The 24,512-nt window shown below is 37.8% G+C and carries 18 protein-coding genes and 2 pseudogenes; all 20 read left to right on the top strand.

The annotated features are described in order from the left end of the window. Positions 1–4 precede the first annotated feature (4 nt). The 20 genes and pseudogenes from RCG23_RS03010 to RCG23_RS02910 all read left to right on the top strand — a co-directional run bounded on the left by RCG23_RS03010 (position 5) and on the right by RCG23_RS02910 (position 24,262). Positions 5–1,855, top strand: a complete 1,851-nt coding sequence (locus tag RCG23_RS03010; protein ID WP_308178534.1) for a hypothetical protein — start codon at positions 5–7, stop codon at positions 1,853–1,855. A 1,453-nt stretch (positions 1,856–3,308) separates the two neighbouring features. Then, positions 3,309–3,964, top strand: a pseudogene (locus RCG23_RS03005) (SGNH/GDSL hydrolase family protein). Between the two features lie 79 nt (positions 3,965–4,043). Next, a complete protein-coding gene (locus tag RCG23_RS03000) occupies positions 4,044–4,853 on the top strand; it encodes an alpha/beta hydrolase (protein WP_308178533.1) in 810 nt (269 codons plus the stop codon). A gap of 23 nt (positions 4,854–4,876) precedes the next feature. Next, a complete protein-coding gene (locus tag RCG23_RS02995) occupies positions 4,877–6,337 on the top strand; it encodes a serine hydrolase domain-containing protein (RefSeq protein ID WP_308178532.1) in 1,461 nt (486 codons plus the stop codon). A 162-nt stretch (positions 6,338–6,499) separates the two neighbouring features. Next, positions 6,500–7,479: pseudogene (locus RCG23_RS02985) on the top strand (DUF5107 domain-containing protein). A 2-nt stretch (positions 7,480–7,481) separates the two neighbouring features. After that, a complete protein-coding gene (locus RCG23_RS02980) occupies positions 7,482–8,243 on the top strand; it encodes a hypothetical protein (RefSeq protein ID WP_308178530.1) in 762 nt (253 codons plus the stop codon). Between the two features lie 87 nt (positions 8,244–8,330). Next, positions 8,331–9,062: a GntR family transcriptional regulator gene (locus RCG23_RS02975; protein WP_308178529.1), complete on the top strand. Its 732-nt coding sequence runs from the start codon at positions 8,331–8,333 to the stop codon at positions 9,060–9,062. 157 nt (positions 9,063–9,219) lie between these two features. Then, complete coding sequence (gene fba / locus RCG23_RS02970) at positions 9,220–10,077, top strand: class II fructose-1,6-bisphosphate aldolase (protein WP_308178528.1); 858 nt, start codon at positions 9,220–9,222, stop codon at positions 10,075–10,077. Between the two features lie 14 nt (positions 10,078–10,091). After that, the gene (gene pfkB, locus RCG23_RS02965) at positions 10,092–11,027 is read left to right on the top strand and encodes a 1-phosphofructokinase (RefSeq protein WP_308178527.1); all 936 of its coding nucleotides are present in this window, start codon (positions 10,092–10,094) and stop codon (positions 11,025–11,027) included. A gap of 36 nt (positions 11,028–11,063) precedes the next feature. After that, positions 11,064–12,098, top strand: coding sequence for an SIS domain-containing protein (locus RCG23_RS02960; protein ID WP_308178526.1), 1,035 nt, complete (start codon positions 11,064–11,066; stop codon positions 12,096–12,098). Positions 12,099–12,110: 12 nt separating this feature from the next. Then, positions 12,111–13,043, top strand: a complete 933-nt coding sequence (locus RCG23_RS02955) for an ROK family protein (protein WP_308178525.1) — start codon at positions 12,111–12,113, stop codon at positions 13,041–13,043. 37 nt (positions 13,044–13,080) lie between these two features. Continuing rightward, entirely contained in the window at positions 13,081–13,854 is a 774-nt protein-coding gene (locus RCG23_RS02950; RefSeq protein ID WP_308178524.1) for an endonuclease/exonuclease/phosphatase family protein, read from the top strand. Between the two features lie 149 nt (positions 13,855–14,003). Then, positions 14,004–15,659, top strand: coding sequence for a DUF4091 domain-containing protein (locus RCG23_RS02945; RefSeq protein ID WP_308178523.1), 1,656 nt, complete (start codon positions 14,004–14,006; stop codon positions 15,657–15,659). A 75-nt stretch (positions 15,660–15,734) separates the two neighbouring features. Beyond that, positions 15,735–16,178, top strand: coding sequence for a phytanoyl-CoA dioxygenase family protein (locus RCG23_RS02940; protein WP_308178522.1), 444 nt, complete (start codon positions 15,735–15,737; stop codon positions 16,176–16,178). 79 nt (positions 16,179–16,257) lie between these two features. After that, entirely contained in the window at positions 16,258–17,244 is a 987-nt protein-coding gene (locus RCG23_RS02935) for a Gfo/Idh/MocA family protein (protein WP_308178521.1), read from the top strand. Positions 17,245–17,509: 265 nt separating this feature from the next. After that, the gene (locus tag RCG23_RS02930; RefSeq protein WP_308178520.1) at positions 17,510–18,529 is read left to right on the top strand and encodes a LacI family DNA-binding transcriptional regulator; all 1,020 of its coding nucleotides are present in this window, start codon (positions 17,510–17,512) and stop codon (positions 18,527–18,529) included. Between the two features lie 140 nt (positions 18,530–18,669). Next, entirely contained in the window at positions 18,670–19,593 is a 924-nt protein-coding gene (locus RCG23_RS02925) for an ABC transporter permease (RefSeq protein WP_308179953.1), read from the top strand. A gap of 81 nt (positions 19,594–19,674) precedes the next feature. Continuing rightward, entirely contained in the window at positions 19,675–20,496 is an 822-nt protein-coding gene (locus RCG23_RS02920) for a carbohydrate ABC transporter permease (RefSeq protein WP_308179952.1), read from the top strand. Between the two features lie 184 nt (positions 20,497–20,680). Continuing rightward, positions 20,681–22,291, top strand: a complete 1,611-nt coding sequence (locus RCG23_RS02915; RefSeq protein ID WP_308178519.1) for a type 2 periplasmic-binding domain-containing protein — start codon at positions 20,681–20,683, stop codon at positions 22,289–22,291. Between the two features lie 369 nt (positions 22,292–22,660). Continuing rightward, positions 22,661–24,262, top strand: a complete 1,602-nt coding sequence (locus RCG23_RS02910; protein WP_308178518.1) for a type 2 periplasmic-binding domain-containing protein — start codon at positions 22,661–22,663, stop codon at positions 24,260–24,262. Positions 24,263–24,512 lie beyond the last annotated feature (250 nt).

Raw genomic sequence — 24,512 nt, 5'->3', positions numbered from 1 at the left:
TATCGTGGTTATTCAAACGGCAGATTATCCATATAGCCCTGGATTAGGAAATGATATAGATGGAGCATTTAATGGACGTGGTTGGATTTATATCGATAGCGGATGGCAAAAAGCCCTTCCTCAGCAAGGAAACCTGATGATTCGTGCTTTAGTTAAAGATGAAGTAAATGCACCTGTCATCACTTCACCAGTGAATAAAACCTTTACGAAAGAATCACACGTAACTGTTACGGGTACATCGAGTGCAAATGGCACATCAATAAGCCTATTTAATGGTTCATCTTTAGTTGGAACCGGGACCGTGGAGAGTGGTCAATTCAGCATTCCAACTACTCTAAATGCTGGTTCCAATGAATTAACTGTTAAAGCTGAAGTGGAAGGAAAAGAAACTGATTCGTCGTTACCTGTTAATGTTACTCTTGATCAAACCGCTCCGGTTGTAAATGTTATAACTCCGGATGATGGCTATAAGACGAATAAGGATGTTGTAACAGTTAATGGTTTAGTAAGGGATGACAATCTAAGTAGTTTAATGATTAATGATCAAAATGTAAAAATAAATTCGGATGGAAGTATCTCTTATAGAGTTATAGTAGATCCAGGGGAAAATACCATTACGATTAAAGCAAGAGATCTTGCCGGAAATGAAACAGTTGTTACAAGAAAAGTAATCGTAGATCCGAACCTAGGAGGTGGCGGAGATAATCCAATACCACCCACAAATACAGCACCAACCGCAAGCGATGTGAAAGTAACAGGAACACCAAAAGCAGGTTCCGTACTAACAGGGTCGTACACATACCATGATGCAGATAACGATCAAGAAGGAACATCCATCATAAAGTGGTCACGTGCAGATGATTCAAAAGGTACAAACAAACAGGTAATTAGTGGTGCAACGTCACCATCCTATACTCTTACTAGAGACGATCAAGGAAAATTCATCTCTATGGAGGTTACTCCGGTAGCGAAAACTGGCGAAACAAAGGGAGTAGCGGTAAGTAGTGAGTATGTTGCCATTAATAAAAATTCAGCACCTAAAGCAACAAAAGTAACTGTAACAGGTAATGCAAAAATAGGCTCTTCTCTAACAGGAGCTTACACATACCAAGATGCAGATAACGATCAAGAAGGAACATCCATCATAAAGTGGTTTCGGGCAGATGATTCAAAAGGTAAAAACAAAAAGGTAATTAGTGGTGCTATATCAAAGTCTTATACTCTGACTGGAGCCGATCAAGGAAAATTCATTTCTATGGAGGTTACTCCGGTAGCGAAAACTGGCGAAACAAAGGGCGTAGCGGTAAGCAGTAAGTATGTTGCCATTAATTCAGCACCTGCTGCAACTAACCTTAAGGTACTAGGTACAGCAAAAGCAGGGTCTACTCTCACAGCTGTGTACACATACAAAGATAGGGAAAACGATAAAGAAGGCAACTCTATTATTCAATGGTACCGTGCAGATGATAGTAAAGGAAAAAACAAAAAAGCTATACTAGGTGCAAAAGGAACTACGTATAAGGTTGCAAAAAGTGATCAAGGGAAGTTCATTTATTTTACAATAATGCCAGTTGCGAAAGTGGGAGAAAAGATTGGTAAAGTTGTATCTAGTTCTTCAGTATCTGTAACAAAACAATACAACGGACACTTTACATTAGATGTTATAAAGAGTAAGAGGGACATAGACAAACTCGTATCAATTATCAAAAAGGATTATGCAGATTCGAATGTTGTTATTAATAAAATAGGCTCATATTATAAACTTTCAGTGAATTTTGTTGATAAGAAACGTGCGGAGGCTGTAGCGAAAGATTTGAAGAGACGTAAGCTTATCAATAAATATTATTTATATTAAAAATTACAGACGGAGAGTAATGCTCCGTTCAGATTATGGAGAAAGTAATTTTTCTTCACAAGTATTTTTCTTTTTCTCATCAACTTTTAGAATTTTCAATACAAAAATTAATTGAATTATTGAAAAAAAAAGATCCTCACACACCTAGCCTTGGTTGGTTAGGTATGTGGTGGTCTTTTTCATATAATAAGAGGGTTCTATTGGATAAAACCTAGTCCGTCAGCAGTCAAAATGTCCAATAAGAAGGTTCTATTGGACAAACCCCACCGTCAGCAGTCAAAATGTCCAATAAAAGGGCTCTATTGGACAAAACCTAGTCCATGAGCAGTCAAAATGTCCAATAAAAGGGCTCTATTGGACAAAACCTAGTCCATGAGCGGTCAAAATGTCCAATAAGAGGGTTCTATTGGACAAACTCCAGCCATCAGCAGTCAAAATGTCCAATAAAAGGGTTCTATTGGACAAAACCTAGTCCATGAGCAGTCAAAATGTCCAATAAGAAGGTTCTATTGGACAAACCCCACCGTCAGCAGTCAAAATGTCCAATAAAAGGGTTCTATTGGACAAACTCCGCCGTCAGCAGTCAAAATGTCCAATAAGAGGATCCTATTGGATAAAACTTGGCGCGTGGCCAGTCAAAATGTCCAATAAAAGAGCTCTATTTGAACAAAACTTGGTCAATGAGCGGTCCAACTGTTCAATATTAAACCTCCACATCTTTGGACAAAAACGGGCTATTCACAGCCTTTTTTATGTATTATTTTGTGTAAATTTTACCAATTATGAATACTATATCAAGATATAAGTCCAATTCATTCTAATTAACGAGAGGGTGATGAAAATGGCAAAAAAATCAAACAACAACAAACAAAAATCCGCAGCCTCGAAGAATGGAAATAACAAAATCAATAATTCGAAAACAGCTAACCAAAAGAAAAAGAAAAAATAGACTGAACGATATATTCATTTTAAAGAGAAGAAGATGCAAACATGAAATGATCCCCTTTATGAAGACAGATAAAAGAAAGCATACTAATCTGTCTAATATAGAAGGGATTTTCTTATGGAGATATAACATACGAAATTTAGAGTGCCAGGTCAGGTGGGTCCGATAATAAATTAATAGAAGTACTTTAAGAAAAAAAGTTTTGGAACAACGCAAAACCTCAGTAAGAAATTAGTGTCTCTTTTTGAAATTTAAAAAGTATGTATACTAGTAATTTTTTTAGAAGATAAATAACCTTGAATAAAATATACTATTATTAAACAATCTTAAATTTTCAGTTAAATAAATTTAAGATAGATATCTTAATAAAGATGTGAGTATAAAACATAGCAAATGTTTATCCATCTGATTGGCATTTCCATTTGCTAAAGAACCACAATTCTACAGGAACAAGTTTTGAGCACAGCTAGCAAAAAGATAATAAACATAAATAAAGGAGAGACAACAATGCTGTTAAATAAGGGGCAAAAGCTTTTGTTTATTGGGGATTCCGTTACGGATTGTGAAAGAGAGAAACCGGTAGGAGAAGGATTGTTCGGCGCGCTGGGAAAAGGCTATGTATCTTTCGTCGATGGGCTTCTTCAGGCTGTTTATCCGGACTTAGAAATCCGGGTCGTCAATAAAGGGAATAGTGGAAACACGGTTCGGGATTTGAAGGAAAGATGGCAAGAGGATGTGCTTGATCAGAAGCCAGACTGGTTAGCTGTTATGATCGGCATAAATGATGTTTGGCGGCAATACGATACGCCATTCATTAAAGAATGGCATGTCTATTTGAATGAATACGAGGAAACGCTTCGGATGTTGATTAAGGAGACAAAGCCGTTTGTAAATGGGATCGTATTGATGACACCTTTTTCTTGGAAAGTAATGAACATGATGCAATGCGCCGAACGATGGATCAATATGGAGCGGTTGTAAAACGCATTGCCGCTGAGAATGACTGTTTGTTCGTCGATACGCAAGCTGCGTTTAATGAAGTGCTAAAGGATCTATATACTGCCACATTAGCGTGGGATCGTGTCCATCCAAGCGTTGCTGGGCATATGGTGCTGGCGAGAGCTTTCTTGAGGAAAATGGGATTTGACTGGAACAGAATGTAACCAAAACTAGGGGAGCAAGGGTAAAAGTGTTCCTATCTACTGAAATTACGAGGAACTGCCAATTGAGGAGGAGAAAAAATTGATACATGAAATCATCGATATTCGGACGGAGCATTCTGAGGCCAAACTATATACTTACATACTGGATAACTCTCCAGAAATAGATCGTAATCGAAAACGTCCAACGATCATTATATGTCCCGGAGGAGCATACGGATTTACGTCAGATAGAGAAGCTGAGCCCATTGCGATTAAAATGAATGCGATGGGATTTAACGCATGTGTTTTAAGATATAGTGTTTCTCCAGCTGTTTTTCCGACAGCACTTTTAGAACTGTCAACTGCAGTAGCTCTTATCAGAAAAAATGCTGAACAATGGCATGTCGATAAAAATAAGGTTATCGTTACTGGCTTTTCTGCTGGTGGTCACTTAGCGGCAAGCTTAGGAGTTTTCTGGAATAGAAGTTTTTTATCAGAAAGCTTAGGGATTTCAAACGAAGAGGTAAAACCCAATGGAATTCTATTAAGTTATCCGGTTATTACTTCTGGGACGCATGCCCACAGAGGTTCTTTTGTTGCGTTGTTGGGGGAAAACTATGATTCGCTTTTAGATGAGGTTTCGTTGGAAAAACAGGTAACAGATCAAACGCCGCCAACCTTCTTATGGCACACATTTACAGACGAGGCTGTTCCCGTAGAAAATAGTTTACTATTTGCGGATGCCCTTCTAAAAAATAAAGTATCCCTGGAAATGCATATTTATCCCGAGGGGGCACATGGTTTGTCCCTTGGCACAGAAGAGACGAAGGGAAAAGATGAGGAATGGACACTGCAGCCTGAAGTGGTTAATTGGATTGAGATGGCAGGACGCTGGATAAAAGGGCTTTAACAACTAAGGAGGTAATGCAACTAATGAATAAAATAAGTAAATTACCAAGAAGTTCACCAGAAGAACAAGGAATATCTTCAAGTGCTATTTCTCGATTTTTGGATTATATCAAGGAACAGGAGCTAGAACTTCATAGTTTGATGATAGTGCGCCATGGCCATGTCATTGCTGAAGGATGGTGGCACCCGTACCGGAGTGACCGTGAACATATGCTATTTTCCTTGACAAAGAGTTTCACATCCATTGCGATCGGTTTTGCGATAACGGAGGGTCTTTTATCGTTGGAGGATACTCTTGCATCCTTTTTCCCTGAAATAGAGATAAAACATAAAAATGAATTTAGGGACATACAAGTTCGGGATCTATTAACATTGAGTGCTGGACATGAAAATGCCACAATGGGCTGGGATTTACAGCAGATTGAAGGAAGCTGGGTTGAGTACTTTTTGAATATACCACTGGACCATGAGCCAGGAACACGTTTCCTCTACAATACAAGTGCTACACAGATGCTTTCTGCGATAGTACAACGGGTTGCAGGATTACCATTAATTGATTATCTCGAGCCAAGGCTGTTCGAACCGCTCGGGATTTCCAGACCATATTGGCAAACCTCACCGGAAGGCCATAACACTGGCGGACACGGTATGAGCCTGAAAACAGAGGATATTGCTAAGTTCGGACAATTCCTATTACAGCAAGGCTTCTGGGAAGGCAGGCAGCTGCTGGATAAAAATTGGATCAAGGAAGCAAGCTCATTTCAAATCGATAATGGGGATAATAAGGAAGACGATTGGCAGCAAGGATATGGCTTTCAATTTTGGCTTTCCCGGCATGGGGGTTTCCGGGCGGATGGTGCGTTCAGCCAGTTTTGTATCGTCCTTCCGCAACAAGATGCGGTTGTCATCATAACGAGCGGCACTCACGAGGGTCCGAGTATTTTGAATTTAGTTTGGGAGCATTTATTGCCTGCAATGAGTGATCGTTCACTGCCTGCTGACGATGAATCTAGAACCATTCTAAATCTACAATTGAACCATTTAATGCTACCCACACCTAAGTTGATGAAAACCTCTCCGCTCGATGAAATCGTATCTAATCGAGTATTTAAAATGGATGCAAATGAGAAAAACATAAAAGAAGTTTCCGTAATATTTAACTCGGATTCTTGTACATTTGTTCTTAAGGATGACCGCGGGGAACATCAGATTATATGCGGCTATCAGGAATGGATCGAGGGAGCGACAACCCTGTTTGACAATGCTCTTCATTCCGTGTATTTGCCGACTGAAATAACGGTATGCGCAAAAGCAGGCTGGAGGAGTGAACATGATTTCGAAATGAGCTGGTGTTTTGTCAATACTCCTTTTACTGACACAGTCGTGTGCCATTTTGATGGCCAACAAATTCAACTAAACCGTACAGTGAATACTGATCAAAGCGTAACGCGTCCTACTTTTATCGGCAAAATGGTCCAACTATAGCTGATGACCTTGGGCATTTCTTTCAGACTGTAGAAGGATTTGGCACCAAAGTTTAAAAGGTAAAATTTTTATCCTTAATTGACCCAACAACCTGTTGTCTGTATAATCGGTTTTAATATAAAAGTTCGCCACTTATATTTCGTATAAAAGGAAGCGTTTATAATGTTGAATCTTACTGAAACGGAAGAGCTTTTGTTATTTCATCCCATCCAATCCGCGGGTCCGATTCCGACGGTATGTGATCCGGATGGAGTGTATCCTTATGAGAGTTTTGTAGAAACAGCTGAGAGACCATCCTTAATCAAGGTAAAAATGATTATTATGGAAAACAGCTCACTCAAAGTTAAGATCTGTCCCGATTTAGGGGGAAGGTTTTCTCTTTATTTGATAAAACAAGTGACAAAGAAATTTTATACGATTCCGGTTCTGTAAAACCTGTGCGCATTTTGCCGAGAATGGCCTTTCTTAGTGGTGGAATTGAAGTCAGTTTTCCCATTTCACATACACCTGTTCAAATCGAATCCGTACAGTTCAAGGCGAAAATAATGAATAATCGGATTTATCTTTGGTGTGGAGAACAGGAAGTCCGTTATGGGATGCAGTGGACAATTGAATTTTCATTAGGAGAGTTTGACCACTTTTTAACACAAAGATCATCATTTTATAACCCGACTCCAAAGAGTCACGCATGGATGTCATGGTCTAATGCGGCTTTACCTGTTAGAAATGATACGGAACTATATTTTCCTGAGGGGGACGTACTCTATCATGGTCATGAAATTAAAACGATTCATTGGAATAGTGAAGAGTCGGTTCGATTGAGTCAGTTTGACCATATGGCAGGTTTTTTTTGGGAAAGTGCTGCAACCAACGCTTTTGGTGTTTTTACACCTAGTCTAGGTACTGGGCTTTATCATATATCTGATAAAAATGAAGTCCCAGGCATAAAGCTGTGGACATATGGCATTGGCAGGGATGAAAAGTGGGCATATAACACTTCGCTAAAAAAGAGTCTTACGTTGAAATACAAGCTAGGCCGATTAAAGACCAATCTATTAAAGATGAATTGGCCTCTGGTGAAGAAAAGGTATATTGTGAATATTGGATTCCTGTCTCAGAAGCACGTAAGATCAATGAGATGACAATGCCAACGGTTCAGTTGATTCCACAAGAAGAAATTCCAAGGTTTAACTGGACTAGACGAACAAAGGTTATACCATGGATCGAGCTTTTAAATGCATTCGAGAATGAGACCCCAAATAATATACCTGTTCCTCCCGATCCAATTCATAATTCATCGCCGCCTTCAGGAATGTTTGAATTGGAACCAGCCCTATTATGGGCTATGAAGCATTCTGATAACGATCAAAAAGATGTATGGAATTTTTATTTAGGTGTCTGGCATGCAGGAAATGAAAGGTATGAAGAAGGGTTACGAGTCCTGTCAAATGTTAGAAACGACTTTGCTCGATTAGTTGAAGCAAGAATATATTTGCGTAATAAAAATTCACCACGAGAATGCATTAAGGCTCTTTCTAAAATAAAAATCCTTTCTCTAGCTTTACACCCTCAGGTCATCATCGAAAGAGATTTAGCATTAAAATCGATGGGTGAAGAGCAGTTGGATGAAAGAGAGTACTGGCTGGAACAATTAAATGCCCTAAATGACGAAGATATAATTGAGCGAAGATGCCAATTGTTAGTTGATCAAAAAAGATATGAAGAAGCGAAAAAGTTATTGGAGTCAACAACCTTCTCGCTTGTTCACCAACGGTATAATCGTACAAATCTGTGGAATTTGATTAATGAAAAATTAGGGGCAGGCAGTGAGCCATTGCCGGATACACTAGGAGAAGACGCACTCGCTAAATTTGGCCAATATCGTGTTTTCGACGTTCAGGAATGAAACAGCCTGTAGTTCGGAAGGAATTCGTGAATCATTGTTATAGTATCGAATAAGTAAGATGAAAATACTTTTAAGGAAGTTAACTACATGGAAAAAAAGATAAATAATGAAAGTGTTATTCCTCTCTATTATCAATTAAAAGAAATTATTAAAGAAAATATCGAAAATGGTGATTGGCTCCCAGGAGATAAAATCCCTTCAGAATATCAGCTTATTTCAGAATATAATATTAGCCGAAATACCGTAAAAAAAGCGCTGGATGATCTCGTCCAAGATGGAATGTTAAATAGAATACAAGGTAAAGGAACATTTGTGTCTAAGCCAAAGCTGGAGCAATCACTAACAGGTTTCTACAGCTTCAGTAAAGTATTGAGAGATAAAGGAATGAATCCAAAGGATATCATTATTAGTCTTGAGAGCAAACAAGCTAATTCCCGGATTGCTAGAAAACTGCAAATTGAGGAAAATTCAGAGGTTATTGAGCTAAGAAGGCTCCGTTGTGCAAATGAAGAACCGATTATTTTGGAAACTTCCTACCTGCCTAAAGAAAAGGTCATAAATTTGACCAAAGAAAAATTAGAAAAAAATTCGTTATATGACATCTTGGAATTGGAATACGGTTTAATCGTTACAAAAGCAAAAGAAATATTTGAACCTGTATTAATTGGAAATTTTGAAAGTCAGCATCTTAATGTGAATGAAGGTTTGCCAGCTTTGCTATTAGAACGAATCGCATATGAGGCTAATGGCTTGCCGATTGAATTTTGTTCATCGATCGTTCGTGGTGATCGATGCCGATTCTACACGGAACTTATTTAAAAGTTAAATCAAATCAAGTTGACCCAACAACCCAACCATACTATAATTTAGTTATTGAATTTTCTAAATTTTATTATGGTTTTTTATTTTTGATTTTTAACTTGTACCAACAACCCATTTAAGGTACAACGCTGGTTCTTTAAAAGGAGATGGAGAAATGTCATTCGTCACAACCAAGGAACTTTTAGATGATGCATATTGGAACAACTATGCCGTAGGCGCTTTCGCGGTCCATAATTTAGAAATTTTGAAAGCTGTGGTTGTTGGTGCTGAATCTTTAGGTGCTCCAGTTATTTTTCAGACTACACCAGGAACAATTAAGTATTTAGGAATTGAGTATATCGTGGAGATGACGAAAATAGCAGCTGAAAAAGCTAAAATCCCCATTGCCTTACATTTAGATCATGGGGACAGCTTTAAAACAGTTATGCAATGCATAAGAGCAGGTTACACATCCATTATGATTGATGGTTCACACCTGCCTTTTGAGGAAAATATCCATTTAGTAAAAAAAGTAGTGGAGGCTGCCCATTTTGTAAATGTTCCCGTTGAGGCTGAATTAGGTACAATCGGGGGAGTTGAAGATGACCTCTCTGTCGAAGATGCCAATGCTCAATTAACAAATCCCGATTTAGCAGAAGAGTTTGTCCTTCGCACAAATATTGATTCCTTTGCTCCTGCTTTTGGAACTGCTCATGGCTTATATAAAAGTGAGCCTAAATTAAATTTTGAACTACTTGATGAAATCAATAAACGTGTGAAATGCCCGATTGTCATGCACGGGGCATCTGGAGTTCCAGAAGAAAGTGTTCGTCATTCACTAAACTATGGCGTTGCTAAGGTTAATTTTTCAACGGAGTTAAAAATCGCTTTTGCAGAAAAATTAAGAACGTTTATGATGGACAATCCAACACAGGAAGATCCTCGAAAGTATTTTGTCCCGGCACGAGAAGCAGTCGAGAAGATCGTAAAACAAAAAATAGAGATGCTTCAAAAGACTCCTAGATTTGTATAAAAAGGGTGATAGATTTGATTACAACGGTTACCCTAAATGCTGCAATTGATAAAACTTATTTTATAGAAAACTTTAGCTTAAATCGTGTTAATCGTACTCATGGTAATGTGTTGATTGAGCCTGGGGGAAAAGGAATAAACGTTGCGAAAGTTCTTCAGCAGCTGGATATTCCCGTAAGTACGACCGGATTTGTGGGTGGCTTTAATGGAGAATTCATTCTAAACATGTTAGGGCAGAGGGGAATCCATCACAATTTTTTGAAAATAAACGGAGAATCGCGTATTTGCCTGAATATCATTGATAGAAAGTTAAATAGCCAAACTGAAATTCTAGAGGCTGGCGCTTCCATTCCTTCTGAAGACTGGACACAGTTTAAAAATAAATTAGAGAACATTGCCCATAATAGCGAGTTTGTTATTTTATCCGGCAGTTTGCCTAAAGGATTGCCTAATGATGCATATGCTGAACTAGTCAATCTCATCCATCATGCGGGAAGTAAAAGTATAATAGATACGAGCGGTATACCCTTGCAACATGTTATAGAAGCGAAGCCATTCATGATTAAACCGAATGAAGAAGAGCTCCTTTCTATTTGTGGGCGCGACAAGATGAGTGAAGAAGAAATCGCTGTTTATACAAACAAATGGAATTCTCAAGGTATCCCTTTTGTTGTGGTTTCACTCGGAAGTAAAGGTGTCATTGTATCTGCAGAAGGAAATGCCTACCGGGCTTCGCCTCCAATCATCGATCCCGTTAATCCAGTTGGGAGTGGTGACTCACTTGTAGCAGGAATTGCTGCTGGATTACATTTGAAATTGAAAATAGAAGATATCATTAAAATGGGGATCGCGGCAGGGACAGCAAATGCCCTTGAATCCATTGCAGGTTCGATCAATCTATCAAAATATAAACAGTTACTAAACGATGTGAAAGTGAAACAAATAAAGTAAAAGGCGCTTTTTAAAAAATATTAGGGGGAAGTAAAAATGAGTAATCTTTATACTTTCGATGAAATAATATCACAGCCAACGGCATTAGAAAAAACATATAAGATTCTTAACCAGTTCGAGGTTCAAGCAGATAAAGAGGATTTAATTTATCTATTTACTGGCTGTGGAACCTCCTATTATTTGGCTATTTCAGCTTCCAGGTATTTTCAAGCAGTGACTGGAAAAGTTGCTTTAGCTATTCCAGCTTCTGAAATTTTCATGTTTTCTAACCAGGTTTTTGCTCCTGGTAAAAAATATAAATTAATCGCCATTTCCCGCTCTGGAACGACTTCCGAAATCATTCAGGCATTAAAACATATTGAAGGTAATGAACAGGTTACCACCCTTGCAGTAACCTGCAATGGAGATACTGACATGGTTAGGTTATCTAACGAAAGTATTAGTTTAGACCATATTAACGAAAAAAGTGTGGTTATGACGCAATCATTTACCAATATGTTGTACGCGCTTCAACTTTTCTCTGCTACAATTTCAGGAGATAAGGAGATTTGGAGTGAACTAGAACGAATTCCTGCATTAATGGAAAAAGTGATTAGCGAAGTCGACGTGCTAAAACAAGTGGCTGAAAATGAAGAGTTTGAGAGTTTTATCTTTCTTGGAGCAGGCGTATACAATGGCTTAGCCCGCGAAGCTACCTTAAAGTTAAAGGAAATGACACAAACTCAATGTGAAAGTTACTCCAACTTAGAATTTAGACATGGTCCTATTTCAATTGTTAACGAAAAGACCGCTGCCATCATTTTTACCATGAATGACACTAAGAACTTAGATGGAGCGTTAATTCAAGATATTCGTAATTTTGGTGGGTATACCATTGCAATTGGTGATATTGAAAATGAAGATTTTGCCGACAAAGTGGTTAATATTCGTTCGGGATTAAGTGATTTAAACAAAACCGTTCTACTCATGCCTGTTTTACAAATGCTAGCCTACTATCGTGCAATAAAACTCGGGTTAGACCCAGACAATCCTAAAAATTTAACACAAGTTGTAAACGTTTCCTTAACGTAAAGGAGCTATGAAATGACATTCTCTTTAGGGATAGATATTGGCGGAACAAAGATCGCTGGCGCTTTAGTAGATAATAAAGGAGAATGCTATTTTCGTACAGAGCTGCCAAGCACTCCGAATGATAGAGAAAAAATGTTTCAACAAGTTGTAAGTGTAATTTCTAGTGTCCTGGACCAAGCAAATTACAAGATTGAGGATATTAAAGGAATTGGAATTGGTGTACCAGGAAAGGTTGATCAAGAGAATGGTATTGCCGTTTTTCAAAACAATTTGCCATGGGAAAATTTCCCGATAGTCAAGAGACTTAGACAACACTTTTCAACTACTATTTGTTTTGATAACGATGTCTACATGGCTGCTTATGGAGAGTGGTACCAATTAGGAAAAAAACAAAAGGAAACCTTTGTTTATAAAACGATTAGTACTGGGATTTCTTGTTGTACGATTCAAAATGGAGAATTTATACGTGGAGCAGGTTTTGCAGGAGAAATTGGGCTATCCATCGTCACAAAAACAACTTTACAAAGTAAGTATAAAAACAATGGATGCTTAGAAGCTGTCGCGGCAGGTCCTGCCATTCAAAGGATGGCAAATGATAAATTGAAACAAAAATTTGGCATGAATGGTACAAATCTTACCGTTTCATCTACCACACAAGATGTCATAGAGTTATATCGAAAAAATGACCCAATTTCTGTCGAGGTTATGAATGAGGTTTTTAAACACATGGCGACCGGAATATATACCATTACATGTTTATTGGATCCACATAAACTTGTTATTGGCGGTGGAGTCATCGACAATAATCCAGATCTTCTGGGGTTCATTAAAAGGGATCTAAAAAAAATCCTTACCCCTGAACAAATTGGAATTCTGGATAGGATTTATCCAAGTTCACTAAAAGGAAATGCAGGTTTAATCGGTGCCGGCCTCCGGTTACATTAGTCTCTAAAAGTACGCTTTATGGGGGGAGGAAATGAGAATGAAGATCATGACTTTTAATGTAAGAGTAAACGTCCCAGTTGATGGTGAAAATGCATGGCCAAATCGGATTGGGAAAGTGGCTCAAGTCATTAATCAGGAAAATCCTATCATTATCGGGATGCAAGAATTAAATAAAAAGATGATAAATGATATAAAAGATGAAATCCCCAACTACCAGTGGATCGGAAAACCAAGGCGGAAAGATGATGAATATTCCCCCATTCTTTTTCGTACAGATAGGATTGAATTACTTGATACGGGAACCTTTTGGTTATCTGAAACTCCTTTCGTTGAAGGAAGCAGCAGTTGGGATTCAGCTTATCCTCGCATCTGTACATGGGGAGAATTTTCATTAAAAGAAGATCCTCATCATAAGTTTCGTATATTTAATACTCACTTAGATCATGAGAGTGAGGATGCTCGTACCAATGGTGTGCGAGTTATTTGGGAAATGATAAGTCAACTAAATGAAAAAGAAGAATTACCCGTTATGTTAATGGGAGATTTTAATGATTATCCTAACAGTGATTCAATTCAATTTTGGGAAAATGAAGCTCAACTGATAAACGCATTTTCGATCATGACAACAGAAGAACATCTAAGAAACACATTCCATGATTTTAAAGGTGGATATGAGGGAGAACCTATAGATTATATTTTCACTTCCCCAAATATGAAACTAGTAGAAGCAGAAATAATAACAACAAAGATAAATGAATTATATCCCTCTGATCATTACCCACTGACATTAGTAGTAGATTTACCTAATTAGAAAGCGCTTTTATGAAGCAAATGCAAATTTAAAAATCCTCTTGTTTGCATAAAAACCGATCATGAAGGGTGTTTTAATGAAATTCGGAGAAGTTCGCGTAAAGATTTTGATTGCACTTGAAAAATAAATTTAATAAAGGTAGGTTCTTTATGAAGTTCGAAACGAGATTAATTAGCCCACTTGAAAAAGTTTTTCCAGATGAAGATTTGAAAGCAGCCTGCTATTACCGCACGACAGCTTTAATTAATGAGTATGTTTCGTTCCAACTAGCAGTAAAAGCAATGGAGCTTACACACAATTTAACGGTAGAAATAAATTCAGAAATCAAAGACCGTGTGGAAATTGGACATGTCGGGCTCGTACCTTCTAACATGCCTAACTATCGTGATCATGATGGCTATCTTTTGCGCACAACACCTGGGCTTTATCCGGATCCAATTTTACCAGGGAATAAAATCCATGCTGTTCATGAACAGTGGAATAGTTTCTGGGTTTATGTAAACACAAAGGGTTTAGAAAAAGGAAAGTATGAGATTGGACTAGATGTAGTTCACGAGAACAAAACGGTTTCAACTGAAGTGTTCACCCTCGACTTACTGAACGTAGAAATGGCTGATCATGGGCTAAAGCGTACTGAATGGTTTTATTTTGATTGCATCGCGGATCTTCACAACGTAGTAATGCTTTCTGAGGAACATTTCAAACTTATTGAAAATTACATTGAAAATTATGTAGAGCACGAAATTAATATGATTCTAACACCGCTTTTCTCACCTGCACTTGAAATGCATGTTGGTGGAGATCGTCCAACAGTACAGTTGGTTCGAATCATGAAAGATTCAGGTGTGTATTCTTTTGATTTTAAATTACTCGATCGTTTTATGACGATGTGCTTAGAAAAAGGTATGAAATATTTTGAAATGACTCATTTGTTCTCTCAATGGGGAGCTGAATATGCACCGAAAATCTATGCGGATGTGGATGGCGTAGAAACGAAGATTTTTGGGTGGCATACCCGTGCAGACTCAGACGACTATAAAGAGTTTTTGAAGGCATTCCTAAAATCGCTTCAAGAATTTTTACAAGAAAAAGGGTGGGAAGAACTATGCCACTTCCATATCTCTGATGAGCCGAATACGAGCAATATCGAGCACTATAGCGTTGCGCGAAACATCATCAAGGAGATTGGGTTCAATGCGCCGGTATTCGATGCGTTATCGGATTATGACTTTTATGAAAGAGGTCTAGTGGATGTACCAGTAGCTTCAACGGAGCATATCCCAAAATTCATTGAGAACAATGTGGAAAATCTCTGGGCGTACTATTGTTGTTGTGAGTATAAAGAAGGCTTATCGAATCGTTTCATGAATATGCCGGGTCTTCGCACTCGAGTCATTGGCCTTCAATTATACAAAGCAGGTGTAAAAGGATTCTTACATTGGGGTTATAACCATTGGTACGGTCACAAGTGCTTAAATATGGATATAAATCCTTATTTAAATACAGACGCTGACCGTGGCTTTCCATCTGGGGACGCATTCTTAGTCTATCCAGGGAAGAATGGGCATGTAAGTTCCATACGGTTAAAGCTGATGCAACAGGCGTTTCAAGACATCGCAGCCTGTGTGGCGCTTGAAAAGCTAGCAGGGCGGGAAGCAGTGGTGGCCATTATTGATGAAGCCATGACTGTTGACTTTATGCATTATCCTCATGACGACCAATGGCTGCTTTCCGTCAGAGAGAAAATCAATATTTCAATCAGTAACCTAGTGGTAAAAGACACGAGTAAGTCAGTTTTCCGATAAAGGGAGTTTTCCGCAGACCTTGGAAGTTGATTATATAAGGATATATCAGCCTGAAGACGGGAAATCTTTCCTGAATTGGCCATTCCTCTGCCAGTTTTCAGTCTGGTTTTAAACATCCCATTAGTGTATGTTACCGAAGAGAATGGACCGCTCGAAGTCTGGCTTGGTGGAACACACCAAAATCCGGATCGCACTAATCATGATACATTGAATAATTCGGTTAATCCGCATTTGCACATTGTGCGCGCGGCTGAACATATGCATTCAGAGGAAGTTTTTATGTCGGCAGGTTCTATTCTAATCCGTGATATTCGAATGTGGCATCGTGGCACACCGAATCGTTCAAATGATCGGAGGACCAATCTTGCGATGACTTTCAACCGAAGTTGGTATGCAGCAGGATCCTCCATCCCAATTCCGCAAGAAACTTATGATAAGCTGCCAAAGAAAGCTCAAGAACTTTATAGAATGGAGAGAATTGGAAGCCCTATTAAAGTGCCTTGGGAATGTTCAATCTGAGCACATATGTTGATGGTGAATTTCAACAATAAAGAGATGGCAAAATGAAATAATTCATAGGATAGGGAGAGAAACACAAATGATTCGTGTAGCTATTTTAAGCTTCTGGCATGTACATGCCAAAGATTATGCCAATGACGCTATAAATCATCCAGATACGGAAATTACTGCTGTATGGGATGAGCTTCCGTCACGCGGCAGAGAGGCAGCAAATCAGTTAGGTGTTCCTTTCATAAAAGATCTGGATGAACTGATGCAGAATCCAGACATTGATGCCGTTATTGTGACGACGCCAACCAATATGCATCATGATGTCATGGTCAAAGCTGCGAAGGCAGGTAAGCACATATTTACCGAGAAAGTGATCGCACCTACTATTAAAGAAGCAAATGAGATTATAGCTGCCGTTCAGGAAACAGGAATTAAATTAACCGTTTCACTTCCCAGACTCAATGACAGTTATACTTTTGCGGTTCAAAATGTGATTCGCGAGGGTCTGCTGGGGGAACTAACATTTGTACGTGTTCGTGTAGCGCATAATGGCGCGATTGCGGGGTGGCTTCCTGAGCACTTCTATAATTTAGAACAATGCGGTGGCGGAGCGCTTATTGACCTGGGTTGTCATCCGGTTTATCTCACTAGACTGTTTTTGGGCATGCCGGAAAGTGTAAGCGCTAGCTACGGCTATATTACTGGAAAAGAAGTGGAGGATAATGCCATAGCTGTTTTCCGCTATGCCAATGGCTCGATAGGGATTGCAGAAACTAGCTTTGTCAACAGCCACTCTCCTTTTACGATTGAAGTTCATGGTACTGAGGGCACCTTGATGTATGGTACGCCAGAACCCAAAATGCTTATCCGCAGCACTAAAAATAATGCGTCCACGTGGGAAGAAATCACTCTGCCACCTTCACGGGAATCTGCCTTCTGTCAATGGATAGACCACATTCAGAATGGGACGGTAGCAGAGGAGAATATTACATTGGCTTTGGATTTGACAAAGCTAATGGAAGCCTCCAACCTATCCGTCAAGGAACAACGATCCATTTTAATCAGAGAACAATAATTGCAGGGCTTTCATCTTTTGTGAAAAAGAAGTTTGTACTAGTTTAATTGAACGATAACCCGAATAAAGGACATTTTAAATAACCTCCTTTATTCGGGTTTTTCTGTGTCTATATGCCTGAAATTATGATGAAATAGCTTATTATCACACTGTTTTTATTTGCATTCTGAAAATAAAGTTAATTCGAAAAAAGATATTGCAATTAAAATAAATAAGTGCTAACTTTAAATTAATAAAAACGTTTTTATGAAAAAGGACGAGTTCAATGGGTAAAGTAACAATTAAAGATGTGGCTAGAGAAGCAGGAGTTTCGATTTCTACAGTCTCTAATGCACTAAATGGTGTGGATGTTTTGAACCCGGCAACAAAAGCTCATATTTTAGCCGTTGCTGACCGTTTAAACTATGTTCCTAACCTTAATGGTAAGCTATTAAAATCAGGCGAAAGTAAGATGCTGGGCTTTTTTACCACAAGTGTAAGCGGTCCCTATTTTTATGAATTGGTTGAAGCAATGGCCCGCGAGTGTGAAAAATTAGGGTATGGGTTGAATGTATTCATTACGAAAGATAAACAAGTCATTTTAAGTAATATCTTAGGACGACGTGTGGATGGTGTCATCATCTTCGAGGAATTGATGATTGATGAGAAAGATGTTGCAGCTATGGAAAAAGAACAGGTTCATGCGGTTTTTCTGGATCGAGTGATCGAGAAACCAACAATGGGCAGTGTCATCTTTGATTCCTATGTTGCAGGCTATGAAGCTACTAAATACTTAATTAGTCTAGGCCACAAAAAAATTGCCTATATTTCTGGTGTGGATACAATGTATGACAGTGTTCAGCGAAAAGAAGGATATTTGGCAGCATTAAAAGAGTATCAACTAGAGATTAATGAAGACTATATTCTTCAAGGTTATTTTGAAGAAGCAAGTACATACAATGCTGTGAAATCATTTATGCATTTTTATCCTGGAAAACTGCCAGACGCTTTTTTAGCAGGGAATGATGTTAGTGCAATGGGATGTATCAAGGCATTAAAATCTGAAGGCTATCAGATTCCAGAAGATATTAGTGTGATGGGATTTGACGATATTGAGCTTGCGCAATACTTTTCGCCTCCTCTTACAACGGTGAAAAATCAAATTGCCAGACAAGGAATTCTCGCAATTGACCATCTCGTTCAAATGATTCAAAAGAAAGAAAATGGTAAGATCCGCAAATTGCCAGGTGAAATTATCATTCGTCATTCGAGTAATGTGAAAATAGGTAGGACGGTTCGCTTGTAACAGTGTTTATTCCTATCAAATCTGGGGGTGATTTTTTTTACATAAAAATAAAAACGTTTTCATCGGTTTGAATATTCAGACTTGGAGTGAGATGAATAGTGAATACACACATTATATTAGAATCAAATGCTAAAAAACCTATGCGAAAAAGAAAGAAAAACCTTATTGTAGACTTGAGAAATCAATGGCAGCTTCAATCAATGATTATCCCTGGGATTATTTTTATGATTGTTTTCAGTTACATTCCCATGTATGGCGTGTTGATTGCATTTAAGCACTATACGGCCTTAGACACCTTTAGTACAGCACCATGGGTTGGCCTTGATAATTTTAAAATTATCGTTACCGATCAATATTTTTGGGATGCAATGGTGAATACATTAGGGATTAGTGCTTTAAAACTAGCCATTGGATTTTTGACTCCCATTATTTTAGCCATTTTGATTTATGAATTACACGACGGGCCATTCAAAAGAATCATGCAGACCATTTCCTATTTGCCCCATTTTTTATCCTGGATTGTTTTAGGCGGTATGTTAATAACTTGGTTTTCCACAACAGGTTTATTTAATCAATTGTTCATGGCCGTGGGATTAATGGACAAGCCTCAGAACTTTCTGCTGGATGAAGATAAATATTGGTGGATTGCTGTTTTATCAGATGTCTGGAAGGAAGTTGGATGGGGAACGATTTTATATTTGGCGGTTATGTCGAAAATAGATCCTACATACTATGAAGCTGCTAAGATTGATGGGGCTACTCGCTTCAAGCAGATTTGGCATATTACCATTCCTATGATGAAAAATATTATTAATTTAAATCTTATTTTAGCAATAAGCGGGATTTTTGGGTCAAATCTAGACCAAACCTTAGTCTTAATGAACTCACAAAACCAGGCGAAAGCAGAAGTTCTTAGCTCCTATGTTTACCGAATCGGGATGACACAAGGAGATTTCTCATATGCAACAGCCGTTGACCTGGGGATGTCAATTGTTTCAGTTATTCTCTTACTTACTTCACATAAAGTAACCAAGAAACTAAATGATAATGAATCAGTTTTATAGAAAGGGGGTATTTCGGTGAAACGAACAGTAGTAAAAAAAGATGTTGACAGTCGGTTATTTGATCTATTCAATGTGATTTTAATGCTTATTTTCACGATTATCATTATTGTTCCCATCTGGAATGTCCTTATTTCATCTTTCAGTTCAGGGAAATCATTAGCTGATGGCGGCGTATCGTTTTGGCCAAAGGATTTCTCCCTAGAAAATTACCGCGCTGTTTTCAGAGATGATGGCATCTGGCAGGCATTTTTCATTTCAGTTGCTAAAACCGTTATTGGAGCGAGTACTCACGTATTATTTTGTGCAATAGTCGCCTATAGCTACAGTAAAAGTCATCTTAAAGGACGTAAGCTATATACCGCTATAGGAATTGTGACGATGTTCTTTGGTGGTGGAATGGTTCCAACTTATTTGTTAATGAAATCGCTAGGTCTATTAAATAGTTTCTGGGTGTACATTATTCCAGCATTGTTTAGCTTTTTCGATGTCATTATACTAATGAATTTCTTTCGAAGTATCCCTCAATCACTAGAAGACTCTGCTAAAATCGACGGAGCAGGAGATTGGAAGATTTTCATAAAAATATTTTTACCATTATCTAAGCCAGCCTTGGCTACAATTGCGCTGTTTAACGGTGTAGGGCAATGGAATGATTTCTTTACAACCAAATTGTACATAACAGACAAGGCACTCTACCCTTTACAAATGAAAATCTATGAAATTGTCGTTCAATCTCAAATGAGTTCTATGCAGCATGTTGCTGGATCGGTTGTTCTTGACACAACAGCCAAGGGGGTTCAATTAGCGACTATTGTCGTCACTACCTTCCCTATCCTTGTAATTTATCCATTACTGCAAAAACACTTTATCTCAGGAATGATGATAGGTGCAGTAAAAGAATAAATATACTTTTTCAAACATGTAAACTTACCATCATCCTGTGCGAAAACTTTCAAAAAAGTTTACTTTGCATTAAAACCTAAAAAAATTCTAGGTGGCGGGGAGGTGTTTGAAAAAGTTACTTATGCTCTTAATCATTGGGAAAGATGTTTTGGATTAATGATGAGAATTTAAAGGGGGAAGGTTAATGAAATCTAAATTGGTTTCTATTTTAAGTAAAAGTTTGATACTTTTGTTAGCGCTTACACTCGTATTAACAGGCTATAACTCAACTGCAAGTAATTCATCAGCAAGCACTTCCAAATCACCAACAGGTTATAAGCTGGATCCAAATACACCTGCTTGGAAAATAGATAAAAGGAAAAAAACAGTCACATTAACCTGGTATGTAAATGCTGATTGGTGGAATACGGATTATGGTCACGACTTTGTGACAAAACAGATTAAAAAAGATTTGAATGTTAACATCAAATTCATTACTGGTGATGACACGAAGTTAAATGCTTTGTTTTCTAGCGGAGATATTCCAGACATTATTTCTATTTTTGATGGTAATTCACTTGTTGCAAAAAAAGCAAATACATGGGCATTGCCATTAAATGATTTAGCTAAGAAATACGATCCATACTTTAATAAAGTAGCCTCAAAAGACACTATGAATTGGCACAAACTGGCTGATGGCAAAACATACGGATATGCAAACTACTCCAACACGCAAGCCGATTATGATAAGGGACTTATTCCCCCAACAACAGCTTTCGTTATTCGTAAGGATGTCTATGCAGCAATCGGTAAACCATCTATGAAAACACCAAAACAATTTGAAAGTGCTATGAAGCTAATCAAAACTAAATTCCCTAAATTAATTCCATTTGGTCCAAGTGAAGCTTTTGGAGACGTTTTACAAGACTATATTGGAGTTCCATTAGAAACGAAAGACCACAAATATTATAATCGTAATTTAGATAAGGATTATCTGACTTGGATCAAAACGTTTAATACTGTCTATAAAAATGGCGGTATCAGTGATGATAGCTTCGCAGATGATGGAACAGCTTATTCAGAAAAGGTAAAGGCTGGTAAATATGCATCCATGTTAATCAGCGGAATCCCACAAAAAGCTGCTGACCTGCAAACCTTTATGTCGAACAATCCTGGAAAAGAATATATTGCCATTGATGGACCGCAGAGTACTGTAGGACATAAACCAACTTTAAACCAATCTGGTATTTCAGGCTGGATGATGAACTACATTACTAAAAAAGCTAAAGATCCAGCAAAAGCGATGCAACTTTTCACTTACCTGCTAAGTCCTCAAGGTGAACTTTTAACTACTTACGGAATTAAGGGACAAACCTATACTGTAAATAAAAGTGGAAAGTATGAATTCACTCCAGCATTAAAGGAAATGCGCTTGAAAAATCCAGATCAATTCAAAAAACAGTATAGAATGGGAGAATTTTTCTTCTTTGGCCACGATAAATATAATGCTTTAAGTGATTCGACTTTAGCAGCAGCGAAACAATTGGAAGCATGGGGAAAAGGGAAGTTAAAACCACATTTTATTCTTGAGGGTACTGATCCTGATCAAGGAACATTAGAAGCTCGATCTTTGAGTGCTGTCCAAACAAACTGGGATACAACTTTAGTTAAAATGGTGCGTGCTAAGAGCGATCATCAATATAATACAACGTTATCTGATTACAAAAAATTTCTTGATAAAAATAACTGGTCCAAGATTACTAAAGTTAGAAGTGACAAAATGGCTAAGAACCGTAAAAAATTAGGATTGAAATAAAGTGAAGCTTCCATCAGTTGGAGAATTTCTCATTCCCCACTGATGATTAGCTGAATCAACCATGTGTTTACGGGAAGTTTACCCTCACGAAAATTTCTTACTACTCTCAACTTAAAGTAGTGGGGGTAAAAATCGCGTAAATGCGAGAATTTTGTTTATACAAAACTCACAATCATAAAAACACTTAAAAAAACAGCATTTATCACGACTGTTCATTTTTGGATGACAGGAATATAGGGTTGCTTTTGAACTCTATTGCCCTGCCCCTTCTTCCGCAATTTTTATGGTGTTGTTTGAACACGTTGATCATGCTGATAAAAATAATAGATTGATTCATAAGGTTAAAATTAAAGAGGAGGAATTATAATCATGTCCAAACTGCTATCGATTCTCACTAAAAGTATCATGTTATTATTGGCCCTCACACTCGTTTTAACAGGATGTACTTCAACTACAAGTAATTCCAGTAAGGATACAAAATCAAGTGCAGGATATAAACTTGATGAAAATACACCTGCCTGGAAACTAGATAATAGAAAAAAAACTACGACATTGACTTGGTATGTAAATGCTGATTGGTGGAATACGGATTATGGCCACGACTTTGTGACGAAACAGATTAAAAAGGATTTGAATGTTGATATTAAATTCATTACTGGGGATGACACAAAGTTAAATGCTCTCTTTTCTAGTGGTGATATACCAGACATTATTTCTATTTTTGATGCAAATTCACAAGTTGCAAAAAAAGCTAATACATGGGCAATGCCATTAAATGAGTTAGCTAAGAAATATGATCCATATTTTACAAAAGTCGCATCGAAAGATTCAATGGATTGGCACAAACTGGATGACGGTAAAACGTACGGTTATGCAAACTACTCAAATACTCAAGCTGATTATGATAAAGGCTTCATTCCTGCAACGACAGCTTTCGTAATTCGCAAGGATGTTTATGAAGCAATTGGAAAACCCTCAATGAAAACACCAGAAGAATTTGTAAGTGCTATGGAGCAAATCAAAACGCAATTCCCTAAATTAATACCATTTGGCCCTAGCGAAGCTTTTGGAAACAACTTACAAGATTATCTTGGAGTTGCTTTAGAAAAAGACGGTAAATTTTATGACCGTAATTTAGATGAAGATTATCTGACTTGGATCAAAACGTTTAATACTGTCTATAAAAATGGCGGTATCAGCGATGATAGCTTTGCAGATGATGACACAGCTTATTCAGAAAAAGTTAAGGCTGGTAAATATGCATCAATGTTAATAAGCGGAATCCCACAAAAAGGTGGAGATTTGCAAACCTATATGTCAAGCAATCCTGGAAAAGAGTATATTGCCGTTGATGGACCACAAAGTACAGTAGGGAATGAACCTACATTAAACCAATCTGGTATTACAGGCTGGATGATGAACTACATCTCTAAAAATTGTAAAGATCCAGCTAAAGCCATGCAAATTTTCACTTACCTGCTAAGTGAAAAAGGTGAACTATTAACCACTTACGGAATCAAAGGAAAAACGTATACAGTAAATGCAGATGGAAAGTATGAATTCACTCCAGAATTAAAAGAGATGCGCTTGAAAAATCCTGATCAGTTCAAAAAAGAGTATAGAATGGGAGAATTTTTCTTCTTTGGCCACGATAAATATAATGCTTTAAGTGATTCGACTTTAGAAGCAACGAAACAATTGGAAGCATGGGGTAAAGGGAAGTTAAAACCACATTTTATTCTAGAAGGTACTGATCCAGATCAAGGAACACCAGAAGCTCGTGCTTTAAGTGCTATTCAAACAAATTGGGATTCCACTTTAGTTAAAATGATTCGGGCTAAGAATGATAACCAATATGATAAAACGCTTTCAGCTTACAAAAAATTCCTTGGTCAAAATAACTGGGATAAAATTTCTGAAATCAGAAGTGAAAAAATGGATGTTAATCGTAAAAAATTAGGATTGAAATAAACTGATACATCTATCAGTGGGAGAATAGCCCAGTCCCCACTGATGGTTTCGTGATCCAACCATGTGTTTACGGGAAATTTATCCTCACCATGAGATCCGCATTCTTCTTTTAATTTCATGAAGTGGGGGTAAAAATCGCGTAAATGCGAGATGAAAATATTCTACATATACAAATCACAGATAAAAATTACAGCATTTATCATGACTGTTCATTTTGGATGACAGGCAAATTGGGTGTTTTTTGCCCAGC

The organism is Neobacillus sp. PS3-34 (assembly GCF_030915465.1).
Classification (GTDB): Bacteria; Bacillota; Bacilli; order Bacillales; family Cytobacillaceae; genus Neobacillus_A.
The sequence above is the reverse complement of the archived record's forward strand: the minus strand, read 5'-3'. Positions and strand labels throughout refer to the sequence as shown.

Excerpts from the sequence above, each read along its gene's own strand:
- RCG23_RS02995 (WP_308178532.1), top strand. The coding sequence starts at position 4,877 with ATGAATAAAATAAGTAAATTACCAAGAAGTTCACCAGAAGAACAAGGA.
- RCG23_RS02980 (WP_308178530.1), top strand. The coding sequence starts at position 7,482 with ATGCCAACGGTTCAGTTGATTCCACAAGAAGAAATTCCAAGGTTTAAC.
- RCG23_RS02975 (WP_308178529.1), top strand. The coding sequence starts at position 8,331 with ATGGAAAAAAAGATAAATAATGAAAGTGTTATTCCTCTCTATTATCAA.
- fba (WP_308178528.1), top strand. The coding sequence starts at position 9,220 with ATGTCATTCGTCACAACCAAGGAACTTTTAGATGATGCATATTGGAAC.
- RCG23_RS02960 (WP_308178526.1), top strand. The coding sequence starts at position 11,064 with ATGAGTAATCTTTATACTTTCGATGAAATAATATCACAGCCAACGGCA.
- RCG23_RS02955 (WP_308178525.1), top strand. The coding sequence starts at position 12,111 with ATGACATTCTCTTTAGGGATAGATATTGGCGGAACAAAGATCGCTGGC.
- RCG23_RS02950 (WP_308178524.1), top strand. The coding sequence starts at position 13,081 with ATGAAGATCATGACTTTTAATGTAAGAGTAAACGTCCCAGTTGATGGT.
- RCG23_RS02945 (WP_308178523.1), top strand. The coding sequence starts at position 14,004 with ATGAAGTTCGAAACGAGATTAATTAGCCCACTTGAAAAAGTTTTTCCA.
- RCG23_RS02935 (WP_308178521.1), top strand. The coding sequence starts at position 16,258 with ATGATTCGTGTAGCTATTTTAAGCTTCTGGCATGTACATGCCAAAGAT.
- RCG23_RS02930 (WP_308178520.1), top strand. The coding sequence starts at position 17,510 with ATGGGTAAAGTAACAATTAAAGATGTGGCTAGAGAAGCAGGAGTTTCG.
- RCG23_RS02925 (WP_308179953.1), top strand. The coding sequence starts at position 18,670 with ATGCGAAAAAGAAAGAAAAACCTTATTGTAGACTTGAGAAATCAATGG.
- RCG23_RS02920 (WP_308179952.1), top strand. The coding sequence starts at position 19,675 with ATGCTTATTTTCACGATTATCATTATTGTTCCCATCTGGAATGTCCTT.
- RCG23_RS02915 (WP_308178519.1), top strand. The coding sequence starts at position 20,681 with ATGAAATCTAAATTGGTTTCTATTTTAAGTAAAAGTTTGATACTTTTG.
- RCG23_RS02910 (WP_308178518.1), top strand. The coding sequence starts at position 22,661 with ATGTCCAAACTGCTATCGATTCTCACTAAAAGTATCATGTTATTATTG.